Below are 12,340 nucleotides of genomic sequence, written 5' to 3' on the forward strand. Positions count from 1 at the left end.
CGAGCGTGAGGGCTGCGGGGGCGGCGTCCTGCGCGAGCGCGCCCGTGGCGAGCAGCGCCGTCGTGACGGTCAGCAGGCGGCGCGCGCCCGGTCTGAGCTGGGGTCTCGGTTCGTTCATGGATCTCCTGAATGGCGCGGGGCGACGCCCTGCTGGGACTGTAGTTCGGTCGTGCGCCGGGCGCGTCATCCTTTATGAGGAGGTGGCGGCGCCGTCGCACAGGGCGGTCACGACGGTGTCGACGTAGCCGCGCGCCTCGAGCCCGCCGAGCGAGTCGGGCCGGACGATCTCCAGCATCACGAACTGCATCAGCGCCCCCAGGAAGGCGACGGCGAGCGCGTCGGGGTCGGTGTCCTCGCGCAGGGCGCCGTGGCCTCGCGCGCGGCGCAGGTATGCGGCGATCTCGCGCGAGACGTCGCCCATGGGGTCGGGGTGGTCGGGCGGGTGGGGGAGGGGCGGGGCGTGGCCGCGCGACCAGAGCATCAGCATGCGTGGCATGAGCTCGCGCCCCCGGTCGACGAAGGTGTGACCGATGGCGCGCAGGGTGTCGCGGACGTCGCAGTGGCCGTCGAGGCGGCGCAGGTGGTCGAACCACTCGCGGGCCTCGTGCAGGCCGATGGCCTCCTCGAAGAGGGCCTCCTTCGTGGCGAAGCGCTTGAAGAGCGTGCCCTCCGAGATGCCGGCGCGGCGGGCGATCTCGGCGGTGGTGGCGCTGAATCCGTTCTCGGCGAAGACCTCCCGTGCGGCAGCCAGGATCTGCTCGTTCGTGATGGTCTGAGGTCTGGCCATGAGTGAGTATTTACTCATTAATAAGGGAAGGTCAAGGTGTTATCCCACAGATGAGCGGGGGACAGGCGGCGACTCCGCACACGGTTGCCCACACGGGCCACGCCGAATTGATTTATACTTGGTACAAATTTCCAACCGGAGGCACAGCATGACGGCGACCCAGGACCAGGCGGCGCAGGACCAGACCAAGGGCAGGCTCATCAGGGGCGGCGGCTTCCTCATCCAGGAAAGCGCCCCGCAGGACATCTACACCCCCGAGGACTTCGACGACACCCTCCGGCAGATCGCGGACACCACCGAGACCTTCGTGGACCGCGAGATCATGCCCGTCATCACCGACCTCGAGAACAAGAAGGAGGGCCTCAACCGCGCCCTCCTGCAGAAGGCCGGCGAGCTCGGCCTCACCGCCGTCGAGATCCCCGAGGAGTACGACGGCCTCGACCTCCCGAAGGCCGCGAGCGTCATCATCGCCGAGAAGACCTCCAAGGCGGGCGGCTTCGGCGTCACCTACGGCGCGCACCAGTCCATCGGCAGCCTCCCCACCGTCTACTTCGGCACGCCCGAGCAGAAGGCGAAGTACCTCCCGAAGCTCGCCACCGCCGAGATGATCGCCGCGTACTGCCTCACCGAGCCCTCCAGCGGCAGCGACGCGCAGGCCGCCAAGACCACCGCCGTGCTCAGCGAGGACGGCACCCACTACGTCCTCAACGGCTCCAAGATGTGGATCTCCAACGGCGGCATCGCCGACCTCTTCACCGTCTTCGCTCAGCTCAAGACCCCCGAGGGCAACAAGTTCAGCGCCTTCCTCGTCGAGCGCGCCTTCGAGGGCGTCAGCACCGGCGCCGAGGAGCACAAGATGGGCATCCGCTCGTCGAGCACCGTCGTGCTGCGCCTCGACGGCGTCAAGGTCCCCGTCGAGAACCTCCTCGGCGGCGTCGGCGCCGGCGCCAAGATCGCCTTCAACATCCTCAACGTCGGCCGCTACAAGCTCGGCGCGGGCGGCGTCGGCGGCGCGAAGGACGCGCTGGAGCTCAGCACGAAGTACGCCCTGGAGCGCGAGCAGTTCGGTCAGCCCATCGCGAACTTCGGCGCGGTCCAGGAGAAGCTCGCCAACATCGCCGTGCGCACCTACGCCGTGGAGAGCGCGCTCTACCGCATCGTCGGCCTGATCGACGCGGCCATCGCCGGCGGCACGGACAAGCTCAAGGCCATCGAGGAGTACGCCGTGGAGGCCAGCATCATCAAGGTCCTCGGCTCGGAACTGCTCGACTACGCCGTCGACGAGGGCGTCCAGATCCACGGCGGCGTCGGCTACAGCCAGGAGTACGCCATCGAGCGCGCCTACCGTGACGCGCGCATCAACCGCATCTTCGAGGGCACCAACGAGATCAACCGCCTCCTGATCCCCAGCATGCTCCTCAAGCGCGCCATGAAGGGCGAACTGCCCCTCATGCAGGCCGCTCAGAAGCTCCAGGCCGAACTGCTGGAGTTCAGCTTCGACGAGGACGACACCGAGACCCCGCTCGCCCACGAGGCGAAGGTGATCGCGAACCTCAAGAAGCTCGGCCTGCTCGTCGCCGGCGCCGCCGCGATGAAGTACGGCCCGCAGATCGAGAGCCGTCAGGAGATCCTGATGCGCGTCGCCGACATCGCCATGCTCGCCTTCGCCAGCGAGTCCGCGCTGCTGCGCACCCGCAAGCTCGGGAGCCCCGAGCTGCAGGTCGAGATGACCCAGGTCTACACGTACGAGGCCGCCGAGAAGGCCGCCACGCTCGCCCGCGAGGCGCTCGGCATGATCGCCGAGGGCGACGACCTGCGCGTCATGCTCAGCGCCGTCAAGCGCTTCACGAAGCACGACGCGGTCAACACCATCCGCCTGCGCCGCCACGTCACGAAGGCCGTGCTGGAGAGCCGGGGCTACCCCGCCCCCCGCGCCCGCGCGTAAGGCGAGCGGCGCACCAGAGGGCGGCCCCCACAGAGGAGGCCGCCCTCTCCTCGTTCAGAACCGCGCCGCCATCGCCCGGCGCGTCAGGACCACCCCCAGCGCGAGGAGCACGAACCCCATCAGCAGGAAGCCCAGGTCGTACGGCAGGGGATTCTCCACCTCCCGCACGTGATGGAGCTCCAGCGCCCAGTGATTCACGAAGCTGTCGTACGTGTTGAACACGCCCCAGCCCAGCAGCAGCAGACCCACGAGCGCGCCCGGCGGGATCAGCCGCCGCGAGCGCCGCGCGCCCGACCAGAGCAGCGCGAGCCCACCGAGCGCCACGACGTACATGGCCGAGTGGAAGAGCCCGTCCGTGAAGGTGTTGTCCTTCAGGGCGGCCAGCGTCACGGGCGGCTCCCGGTGGCTCGTGAAGTGATGCCACTGCAAGAGCTGGTGGATCACGATGCCGTCGAAGAACCCGCCGAAGCCCACCCCGAGGAGCGTGCCGCCCCACAGCTGCCGCCTCGTGCCCGCCGCGTCCCGCACCCCCGCGTTCGTCATGCGCCCAGTGTGCGGGGGCGGAGCGGCCCGCGCCCTTGCGAGAACCTGAGGGGAACCGAAAGAGTTGGGCGCGGACCACGGTCCGCGCCCTCCCCTCGTCCGTGTCCGCTCAGGGCGCGAAGGACTTGACGTAGGGCGTGGCGAACGTCGCCGCGCGCTGCTCCCCGTCGGTCCCGATGGTGTTGCCGCTCGCGGAGGGCGTGCTCGTCGCGTTCGGCACGATGTCCCCGGCGCCGTAGTTGTCGCCGCCGAAGATCCCGCCGTATACCCCGACGTTCGCGGGCTTCCCGCTCAGGCCCAGCGCCGTCCAGGGAATCGCGAGCTCCACCGTCTGCTCCGGCAGCGTCCCGCCCGCCGCGAAGCTGCCCTCGGGCAGATTCACGAGCGTCGTGGCGGTGCTTCCCGAGCTCACGAGGCGCAGCTGCGGCGACTGGTTCTCGTAACGCGCCACGAACGCGTCCACCGCCGCGCCGCTCGGGAACGTCGCCCTGCGCGTCCACGCGTCCAGACCCAGCGCGCTCGTGATGCCGCCCGCCTTGAAGTCGAGGTACGCGATCGCGCTGTTGCCGCTCACGCGGTACTCGTACGCGAGGTACAGGTACTTGTCGTCCCCGTCCACACGCAGGGTCTTCCAGTTGTTGTCCGCGCCGAAGACGCCCTCGTCCGGGCTCGTGAAGGCCGTCACGCCCGTCCAGTCCGAGAGGCTCCCGTCGATCACGTACTTCTTGTCCGTCTGCTGCGCGAGGTTGAAGTTCACGCCCGTCGCGGGGGCCGTCACGGTCTGCTGTGCGGACGTGAAGCCCGGGGCGCTCGCCGTGAGGGTCCGCGCGCCCGCGTCCGTGCGCAGCACGTACGTGCCGTCGGCGAAGGTGAGGGCGTAGTTCAGCTCCGGCGTGACGCTCGACACGACCGACGCGTTCCCGAGGGCCGCGCCCGCGCCCGTCACGCTCCCCGTCACGACCCCGGCGGGCACCGGCTTCTCGATGAAGTCGTACGTGCCCTCGTACGCGCCGTTCACGTCCACCGTGAAGGACCGGTCGCCCTGACCGGGCCCCTCGTAGCCGCTGTTGCGGGCGGTCGCGGCGTCGTTGCCGAACTTGAACTTGATCTCGCGGAAGAGCGGCAGGTCCACGCTGGTCTTCCACACCCCGCGCGACACCTGCTGCATGGGGTACTCCAGCTGCGCGCCCGTGTCGAAACGGCGCAGCTCGATCACGCCGTTGCCCTGCGTCACGGCGTCCACCGTGAACGTCACCTTCGTGGTGTTCGCCGCCGAGGGGGTGGCGCTCACCGTGGCCCCCGGGGATTCCGCCCCCGAGGCGTCCACCGACACCACCCTGAAGTCGTACGCGGCGTCGTTCGTGAGCCCGCGCGCGAAGAACGTCGTGACGCTCGTGGGCAGCGGCGCGAAGTTGAGCTGCGTGAACGCGCTCTGCCCCGCGCGGCGCTGGTACACCCGGAAGCCCGTCACGCCGGTCCCCGTGGGCGCCGTCCACGTGAGCTTCACCGCGCCGTCGCCGGGGGTCGCCGCGACGTTCGCGGGGTCAGGCAGCGCGGGGTTCGTGACGGTCCCGCCGCCCGCGCCCGCCGCGCCCGACACGGCCAGCAGGGTCCGGGCGGGCACCGTCCCGACGAGCTTCCCGTCCACGACGCGCAGGTCGGACGCGTGCCCCGTCACCTCCGTCAACGTGCCGCCCGCGAAGGTCCCGAGCAGCCCGATGCCGCCGCCCGGCAGCATGCTCAGGTCGAGCGCGGTGTCGCCTCCGTTCATGACCGCCACGACGGGATCGCTCGTGCGGCCCGCGAGCTTCTCTCCCGTGACGCGGCGGAAGGCGTACACGGGCGCCCCGCCGTTCGGACGCCACAGTTCCTGCTGCGTGCCGCGCGTGAGCGCCGCGTAGCGCGCGCGGGCGTCCGCGAGGGCTTTGAGGCGCGCCGTCAGGGGAGAGGCGTCCACCTTCGAGAAGTCCATGTCCTCGCGGTTGCTGCCGCCGATGGGGTAGTCGTACGGGTCGCCGCCGCCCGCCATGCCGATCTCCGAGCCGTAGTACACGCTCGGCGTGCCGCGCGACGTGTAGATCAGCGAGAGCGCCAGATCCAGCCGCTCGCGCGCGCCAACTTCGCTCACGCCGCGCGACAGGGCCTCGCTGACGAAGCGCTTCACGTCGTGGTTGTCCACGAAGGTCGTGAGTCGCGACGGGTCGTTGTAGGCCGTGTCGCGCGCGAAGACGTTCGCGATCGCGTCGAGGCTCCCGCCCGCGCTCGACAGGTTGTCCTTGATCGCGAAGTACAGCGGGAAGTCGAACACGCTCGGCGAACCGAGGGTGTCGAGGTACTTCGCGAGGAACGACGGGTCCCCGTTGAAGACCTCGCCGACGGTCCAGACCTTCTTCGGGTCGCCCGGCCCGCCCGCCGCGAAGAACTGCGTCCAGTACGAGTCGTCGACGTGCTTCATGGTGTCCATGCGCAGGCCGTCCACCTTCGTCTCCTTCACCCAGTAGTCGATGAAGGAGTTCAGGTAGTCACGTACGGCCGGGACGTTCTGCTTGAAGTCCGGCAGGCCCGCCAGGGCGCAGTCCTGGTCCTTGTTGGCGGAGGCGTCGCAGTCGGCCCCCGTGTGGAACCAGTCGGGATGCTGCTTCACGAGCGCGGAATCGTAGCCCGCGTGGTTCACCACGACGTCCTGAATGATCTTCAGACCGTTCGCGTGCGCGGCGTCCACCAGCGACTTCAGGTCGTCCAGACTCCCGAAGTGCGGCTCCGTCTCGAAGAAGTCGTCCGCCCAGTACCCGTGGTAGCCCGCGAACAGTTTGCCCTGGTTCGGGCCGCCCGCCACGGGGATGGCGGGGACCTGAAGCACCACCGGGGAGATCCAGATGGCCGTGAAGCCCATCTTCTTGAAGTAGCCCTGCTCGATCTTCTGACGGATGCCCGCGAGGTCCCCGCCGTGCCAGCCCACGGGGTTCGACGGGTCCGCCACGTCGCCCGCGCGGCCACCGACGCCGTCGTTGGCGGGATTGCCGTTCGCGAAGCGGTCGGTCAGGGCGAAGTAGATGTTCTCCTCGCGCCAGTCCGGACTGGAGGCGGTTCCAGGCGTGGGAGCGGGAGCACGGTTGCAGGCCGCGAGGGCCAGGGCCAGCAGGAGGGAGGCGCCTGCGCGCCTGAAGCTCGATTGTCGCATTGCCCCATCATCAGACGCTGACCGAGCGCTCCCCGTCAACTGCGCTCACCTGAACGCCATCTTCACAAAGCGGATCAGGACTCCGGTTCCGCGTCGAGCCTCACCACGTCGTTGAACTGCGGGCGCTTGCCCTGCACACCCTCGAAGAAGGCGCGCACGCGGCTCATGTCCACCGCCATCACGCCCGTCAGGGGCAGCGGCTCGCTCACGCGCAGCTCGCGCCGGGCGTAGTCCGCGCTGACCAGCACGAGCGGCACGTCCGCGCCGCGCGCGATGTGATAGAAGCCCGACTTCCAGCCCGGACGCGCCCCACGGGTGCCCTTCGGCAGCATCGCCAGCACGAAGTCGTCGCGCCGCGCGAAGGCCTCCACGCTCGCGCCCACGAGGTCGCCGCGCTTCGAACGGTCGATCGGCACGCCGCCCAGCCGCCGCACCAGGAAGCCCAGCGGCGGACGGAACAGCGAGTCCTTCGCCATGAAGTGCATGTCGAACCCGAACGCGCCCGCCGCCAGCAGGTAGATCACGAAATCCCAGTTCGACGTGTGCGGCCCCGCCACCACGAGGTAACGCCGCGCGGTCGGTGAGCGGCCCCGCACCTTCCAGCCCATCAGCCGCAGGACCGCGCGTGACAGCACCCGCGACAGGCCCGAGCCCCGCGCGCGCACCCCGAACTCGTGCCGTTTCACCGCCCCTTGATAGCACGCACGCGTGAGCGCCGCCCCGCAAGGCGCACACGGCGACAGTCACGCCGCGCGCCACGGGCGTACCGTGAACGTGGAGGTCCACATGAAAGCCACCTGGAATGGACGCGTCATCGCCCAGAGCGACGACACCGTCGTCGTCGAGGGCAACCACTACTTCCCGCTCGACGCCGTCGACAAGGACGTGCTGCGCCCCAGCGCCACGCACACCACCTGCCCCTGGAAGGGCGAGGCGAGCTACTACACCCTCGACGTGGACGGCCACACCAACCCCGACGCCGCGTGGTACTACCCCGAACCGAAGGACGCCGCCCGTCGGATCCAGGGCCGCGTGGCCTTCTGGAAGGGCGTGAAGGTGGAATAGGAGGAGCGGCCCGGCCGGGCCGCTCCCTCCGCGTGTCTCTGTTCGCGTTCCCACGCCCGGAGCGGTCCGGGCGTTCGGGCCTGGAGCGTCGAGCGTCTCTGTTCGCGTTCCCACGCCCGGAGCGGTCCGGGCGTTCGGGCCTGGAGCGTCGAGCGTCTCTGTTCGCGTTTACTCGAACAGCGTGCTCACGCTCTCGCCCGTGTGGATGTGCCGGATGGCCTTCGCGAAGAGGGGCGCCACGGTGAGCGTCTTGAGCTTCCCGCCGCTCGCCTCCACCTTCGACTCGGGCACCACGACGGTGTTCGTGCTGCACACCTCCACCACGTCGAGATCGCGGATGCGGTCCGTGGCGGGGCCCGTGTACACGCCGTGCGTCACGGCGACGTACACCTCGGCGGCGCCGTTCTCGCGCGCGAGGTTCACGGCCTCCACGAGGCTCCCGGCGGTGCTGATCTCGTCGTCGACGATGTAGACCTTCTTGCCCTGCACGTCCCCGATGAGGGCGCGGGCGTTCACGGTCGTGTCGCTCGTGCGGCGCTTGTCGATGAACGCGAGCCCGGAGTCGAGGCGGCGCGACAGGGCCGACGCGCGCTTGATGTCGCCCGCGTCGGGCGCGAGGACCACGCCGTCGTGCACCCCGTCCACCGTCTGCTCGAAGTGCTTGGCGAGCACCACCTCGGCGGACAGGTGATCCACCGGGATCTTGAAGAAGCCGTGCACCTGCGGGCTGTGCAGCGTCATCGTGAGCAGCCGGTCCGCGCCCGCCGCCTGGATGAGGTCCGCGACGAGCCGCCCCGCGATGCTGATGCGCGGCTCGTCCTTCTTGTCGCTGCGGGCGTAGCTGAAGTACGGCACGACCGCCGTGACGCGCGCCGCCGACGCGCTCTTGGCGGCGTCGATCATCAGCAGCAGCTCCATGATGCTGTCGCTGACGGGCGTGCTGAAGCTCTGCACGATGAACACGTCCGCCTCACGGAGGGACTCCTTGAAGCGGACGACGAGGTTGTCGTTCGTGAAGCGCTGGGTCTCGCTCTTGCCGAGCGGGATGCCCAGCTGGTCGCAGATCTCCTGCGCGAGCGCCTGATTGCTCTGCCCGGAGAAGACCAGCAGGGGTCGGGTGTTGGTGTGCAAGGGAACCTCCGGCTCGCGCCGTCGAACGTGAACGATGAGCGTCTTGTCGCCGGGCTCCGGCTGGGTCGCCCGGCAGGCAAGTAAGAGCATACCGGGCGGCGGGAGGGAGCGCTAGACGAAGGACGCGTCACGGGACCGCCGAGCGGGCGGTCCCGTGACGCGGACGCGCGGGGGTTCAGTCGCCCCGGATGGCCTTGCCGAGCTTCTCGAAGAAGCCGGGCTCCTTGATGTCGGCGTCCTCGCCGACCTCGCGCGCGTACGCCTCGAGGTGCTCGCGCGCGGCGCGGCTCAGGCCCGACGCCTTCGGGATCTGCACCTTGAAGACCACCACGAGGTCCCCGGTGCCCGCCGCCTGCAGGCGCGGCATGCCGAGCCCGCGCAGACGGACGGTGTCGCCGTGCTGCGTGCCGGCCTTCACCTCGATCTCGCGGGGGCCGTCGAGGGTGGGCACCTCCATCCGTCCGCCGAACACCGCGCGCGTGATGCCGATGTTCGCCTCGTGGATGAGCGTGTCGCCGTCACGGTGCAGCTCGGGGTGCGGTTCGAGTTCGAGGTGCACGTACAGGTCGCCGGGACCGCCGGGGCCCTCGTGGCCCTTGCCCGCCACGCGGATGCGGTAGCCCTCGTCGATGCCGCGCGGGAGCTTCACCTTCACGCGGTCCTCGCGCAGGGTGCGTCCGCGCCCCCGGCAGACCGTGCAGGGGTCGTCGATGAGCTGGCCCTCGCCGCGGCAGGTGGGGCAGGGCTGCTGCGTCATGATGTTGCCGAAGATCGTGCGGGCCTGCGCCTGCACCGCGCCCGCGCCGCCGCACTGCGGGCAGGTGCGGGGCGGCTTGCCGCCGGGCTAGCTGCGCTCGCCGTGGCAGTGCTCGCAGGTGCCGAGGCGGTCCACGACCACCTCGATCTCGGGGCCGTCGCGGGCCTCGTCGAGGGTGATGCGCGCGACCGTCTGGAGGTCGTCGCCGCGCGCGGGCCGCCGCCCGCCGCCGCGCCCGCCGAAGAGACCGCCGCCGAACATCTGCTCGAAGAGGTCGAAGGGATCGAAGCCCGCCTCACCGAAACCGCCGCCGGGCATGCCGCCCGCCGTGGGTTCGCTGCCGAAGCGGTCGTAGTGCGCGCGCTTGTCGGGGTCGGAGAGGGTGGCGTAGGCCGCGTTGATCTGCGCGAACTTCTCCGCCGCGCCGTCTTCCTTGTTGCGGTCGGGGTGGTACTGCAGCGCGAGCTTGCGGTACGCCTTCTTGATGTCCTCGGGTGAGGCGTCCCGGGGGACGCCGAGGAGTTCGTAGTAGTCCATGCAGCGTGTCTCCATCCGGCGTGGCCGGTACCACAACAATCTTACACGACCGGACTCAAGGGATGTGAGGCGAACGCTGCGCTCCCCTCAGGCGCCGCGCGCCACCTCCCGGCTCGCCCACAGCTCCACCAGCCCGCGCAGCGTCAGGTCGTCGTCGTAGTGGTCGATCTCCCGGCAGATGCCCTCCACCGTCCGCGCGAAGCCGCCCGTCGCGACCGCCACCGCCGCGCCGTCGAGCTCCGCGCGCAGGCGCCGCAGCAGGCCGTCCACCATCTCCGCGTAGCCGAACACGAGCCCCGACTGGAGCGCGTGCACCGTGTTCTTCCCGATCGCGGAGGCGGGCGCCGTGAGGTTCACGCGCGGCAGCTTCGCCGCGCGCGCGAACAGCGCGTCCGCCGACACCTGCGCGCCCGTCGCGAGGACGCCGCCCACGAAGCGCCGCCCCCGCCCGATCACGTCGAAGTTCGTGCTCGTCCCGAAGTCCACCACGATCGCGTACGGCGCCTCCCCCAGGTAACGCTCCGCCCCGAAGAGGTTCGCGAGCCGGTCCGCGCCGATCGCCGTGGGCTCGTCGAGCTCCACCCGCACGTCCGCGAGGTTCGAGGTGCTGACCTCCAGCACCTCCACCCCGAAGTGCCGCGCGAGCGCCACCATCAGGTTCTGCCCGACGGGCGGCGCGACGCTCGACAGCACCGCCCGCGCGGGCGGCGCGGCGCCCGACAGGTCGAAGAGGCCGCGCAGGGTCAGCGCGAGATCGTCGGGCAGCAGGTCACGGTTCGTGCGGATCCGCCAGCGGTGCACCAGCGAGAGGCGCTCGTCCGTGAGGCCGATGACCGTGGACGTGTTCCCGACGTCCACGGCGAGAAGGGGGCCGGTCGACATGCGCGCATTATGGCAGGGCGCGCGTGCCGACCGGCCACGGGAGCGGCTCAGTAGAACTTCGAGAGGTCCGCCGTGACGGAAAAGGCGCAGTCCGTGTCGGCCTCCGTGCGCAGCAGCACGTCGAGCGTCCCGTCGGGCTTCGCGCCCGCCTTCAGCGCGTCGAAGTAGTACACCATCGTGCCGGACCAGCGGCCCGACGCGTCCTGCTTCCAGTCGTTCGTGAAGCCGCGGCGGTAGGGGCGCGCGACCTGCCCCTGCCCCGCGCGGATCGCGACGGTGTACGCGTCACGCTGCTTCTCGCTCTCCAGGCCGCGCATCGCGACGTACACGCGCAGGTGCCCGTCGGGCAGGGCGCCGTCGCGCTTCGCGAGGACGTCCCGGGCGGTGACGTTGCGGAACTCGTCGCGGCCCTGCTGCGCGAGCAGGAACGCCTCGTCGGCCTGCCCCGTCAGGGTGACGCTCACGGGACGACTCCCGTACGTGGCGAAGTCGTCGGGGCTCGCGAGCCAGTTCGAGACGCAGGCGTCGCCGCCCTCGAAGGCGCGCACCGTACGGCCCGGATCGCCGCTCGTCGTCGTGTCCGACGACCCTTCCAGGGGCGCGAGGTCGGCCGCGAACGCTCCGTCCGTGACGGTGAGGTCGAGCGAGAGCAGGGTGCGGACGGGATCGTCGCGTCGGTCGTAGGCGGAGTCCACGACCGCGCGCGCGGCCGTCTCGTCGAGCTTCGGCACCCAGGCGAGGGCGCCCGGCGACAGAGACGCGAGCAGAACGACGGCGAGACGGCGCGAGGTACGGTCGTACCGGATCATGAAACCTCCTTGGAGGGGAGCGGAAGTGCGGAACCTAGGGCAGCACGTACGCGAGACGGCAGGTCTCTCCCGCCGAGCGGAACCGCTCGGCCTCGACGTCGCTGAGCACGACGTTGACGACGTTCTGGTCGCCTCCGAAGTTCGGGCGGACGGCCGTGGACGCCTCGACGACCGTGACGTCGCCGAGTCCCGCGAGGCCCGCGTCTCCGCGCACGAACAGGGCCGAGACTCCGTCCGGACCGGGCCAGACCTGCTCACCGTGCTCGTCGAACACCACCAGACGGTCCCCACGGCTGACGGGCGTTCCCAGGGCGCGCGCGTCGAGGGCGACGACGCAGTTCGCGGCCTCCTCCTCTCCGTCCGTCGACCGCGCCGCCTCTTCGGGCACGGCGGGCACGGGCGCTTCCACGGGCTCCGAAGCGTCGGGCGTGGAGGCGTCCGTCACGCCCGACGGCCGGGTCTCCGTCGTGTCCGTCATCGTGTCGCGCGTCCCCGCGATCCTCGGGGGGGCGTTCTCGGGCTGCGACGGCGCGGGGCCCTCGGGGGCCGACGGCGCGATCGGATCCAGGGTCGGAGGGAGGGTGCCTGCGCGAGGTTCGGGTGCGGATGAGGCGTCCGGAACCGTGGCGCGCGGAGGGGAAGCCTGCGCCGTGCCGACGGACGGGTCGGCCTGCGCGGCGGGGTCGGACGGCCGGACGGCCGC

General features: G+C 70.7%; 10 protein-coding genes and 1 pseudogene. 2 read left to right on the plus strand and 9 right to left on the minus strand.

Going from position 1 to position 12,340, the window contains the following annotated elements:
* Nucleotides 1-190 precede the first annotated feature (190 nt).
* On the minus strand, nucleotides 191-787 hold the full coding sequence (locus DEIPI_RS30145) for a TetR/AcrR family transcriptional regulator (RefSeq protein WP_045234080.1): 597 nt from the start codon (nucleotides 785-787) through the stop codon (nucleotides 191-193).
* Nucleotides 788-935: 148 nt separating this feature from the next.
* Here DEIPI_RS30145 and DEIPI_RS0110530 point away from each other — a divergent pair, with 148 nt between their 5' ends.
* A complete protein-coding gene (locus DEIPI_RS0110530) occupies nucleotides 936-2,732 on the plus strand; it encodes an acyl-CoA dehydrogenase family protein (protein WP_045234081.1) in 1,797 nt (598 codons plus the stop codon).
* A 54-nt stretch (nucleotides 2,733-2,786) separates the two neighbouring features.
* Here the strand turns inward: DEIPI_RS0110530 and DEIPI_RS30150 are convergent, their stop codons facing one another.
* The 3 genes from DEIPI_RS30150 to DEIPI_RS0110545 all read right to left on the minus strand — a co-directional run bounded on the left by DEIPI_RS30150 (nucleotide 2,787) and on the right by DEIPI_RS0110545 (nucleotide 7,142).
* Nucleotides 2,787-3,275 carry a DUF2243 domain-containing protein gene (locus DEIPI_RS30150; RefSeq protein WP_045234082.1) on the minus strand — a complete coding sequence of 163 codons (489 nt, stop codon included), beginning with the start codon at nucleotides 3,273-3,275 and terminating at the stop codon, nucleotides 2,787-2,789.
* A gap of 109 nt (nucleotides 3,276-3,384) precedes the next feature.
* Nucleotides 3,385-6,456 carry an alpha-amylase family glycosyl hydrolase gene (locus DEIPI_RS0110540; RefSeq protein WP_027481759.1) on the minus strand — a complete coding sequence of 1,024 codons (3,072 nt, stop codon included), beginning with the start codon at nucleotides 6,454-6,456 and terminating at the stop codon, nucleotides 3,385-3,387.
* 74 nt (nucleotides 6,457-6,530) lie between these two features.
* Nucleotides 6,531-7,142, minus strand: coding sequence for a 1-acyl-sn-glycerol-3-phosphate acyltransferase (locus DEIPI_RS0110545; protein WP_157463599.1), 612 nt, complete (start codon nucleotides 7,140-7,142; stop codon nucleotides 6,531-6,533).
* A 100-nt stretch (nucleotides 7,143-7,242) separates the two neighbouring features.
* Here DEIPI_RS0110545 and DEIPI_RS0110550 point away from each other — a divergent pair, with 100 nt between their 5' ends.
* Complete coding sequence (locus DEIPI_RS0110550) at nucleotides 7,243-7,521, plus strand: DUF427 domain-containing protein (RefSeq protein WP_027481761.1); 279 nt, start codon at nucleotides 7,243-7,245, stop codon at nucleotides 7,519-7,521.
* 168 nt (nucleotides 7,522-7,689) lie between these two features.
* Here DEIPI_RS0110550 and DEIPI_RS0110555 read toward each other — a convergent pair whose 3' ends face one another.
* The 5 genes and pseudogenes from DEIPI_RS0110555 to DEIPI_RS0110575 all read right to left on the minus strand — a co-directional run bounded on the left by DEIPI_RS0110555 (nucleotide 7,690) and on the right by DEIPI_RS0110575 (nucleotide 12,115).
* Nucleotides 7,690-8,652, minus strand: a complete 963-nt coding sequence (locus DEIPI_RS0110555) for a ribose-phosphate diphosphokinase (RefSeq protein WP_027481762.1) — start codon at nucleotides 8,650-8,652, stop codon at nucleotides 7,690-7,692.
* A 175-nt stretch (nucleotides 8,653-8,827) separates the two neighbouring features.
* Nucleotides 8,828-9,946: pseudogene (gene dnaJ / locus DEIPI_RS30155) on the minus strand (molecular chaperone DnaJ).
* Nucleotides 9,947-10,033: 87 nt separating this feature from the next.
* Complete coding sequence (locus tag DEIPI_RS0110565) at nucleotides 10,034-10,828, minus strand: type III pantothenate kinase (protein WP_027481763.1); 795 nt, start codon at nucleotides 10,826-10,828, stop codon at nucleotides 10,034-10,036.
* 47 nt (nucleotides 10,829-10,875) lie between these two features.
* Nucleotides 10,876-11,637, minus strand: a complete 762-nt coding sequence (locus DEIPI_RS0110570) for a hypothetical protein (RefSeq protein ID WP_027481764.1) — start codon at nucleotides 11,635-11,637, stop codon at nucleotides 10,876-10,878.
* A gap of 34 nt (nucleotides 11,638-11,671) precedes the next feature.
* Nucleotides 11,672-12,115, minus strand: coding sequence for a hypothetical protein (locus DEIPI_RS0110575; RefSeq protein ID WP_157463600.1), 444 nt, complete (start codon nucleotides 12,113-12,115; stop codon nucleotides 11,672-11,674).
* Nucleotides 12,116-12,340: the final 225 nt, after the last annotated feature.

The sequence above is a fragment of the Deinococcus pimensis DSM 21231 genome (genome assembly GCF_000519345.1).
Classification (GTDB): Bacteria; Deinococcota; Deinococci; order Deinococcales; family Deinococcaceae; genus Deinococcus_A; species Deinococcus_A pimensis.

Coding starts and splice junctions, on each gene's coding strand:
- DEIPI_RS30145 (WP_045234080.1), bottom strand. CDS start 787: ATGGCCAGACCTCAGACCATCACGAACGAGCAGATCCTGGCTGCCGCA.
- DEIPI_RS0110530 (WP_045234081.1), top strand. CDS start 936: ATGACGGCGACCCAGGACCAGGCGGCGCAGGACCAGACCAAGGGCAGG.
- DEIPI_RS30150 (WP_045234082.1), bottom strand. CDS start 3,275: ATGACGAACGCGGGGGTGCGGGACGCGGCGGGCACGAGGCGGCAGCTG.
- DEIPI_RS0110540 (WP_027481759.1), bottom strand. CDS start 6,456: ATGCGACAATCGAGCTTCAGGCGCGCAGGCGCCTCCCTCCTGCTGGCC.
- DEIPI_RS0110550 (WP_027481761.1), top strand. CDS start 7,243: ATGAAAGCCACCTGGAATGGACGCGTCATCGCCCAGAGCGACGACACC.
- DEIPI_RS0110565 (WP_027481763.1), bottom strand. CDS start 10,828: ATGTCGACCGGCCCCCTTCTCGCCGTGGACGTCGGGAACACGTCCACG.
- DEIPI_RS0110570 (WP_027481764.1), bottom strand. CDS start 11,637: ATGATCCGGTACGACCGTACCTCGCGCCGTCTCGCCGTCGTTCTGCTC.
- DEIPI_RS0110575 (WP_157463600.1), bottom strand. CDS start 12,115: ATGACGGACACGACGGAGACCCGGCCGTCGGGCGTGACGGACGCCTCC.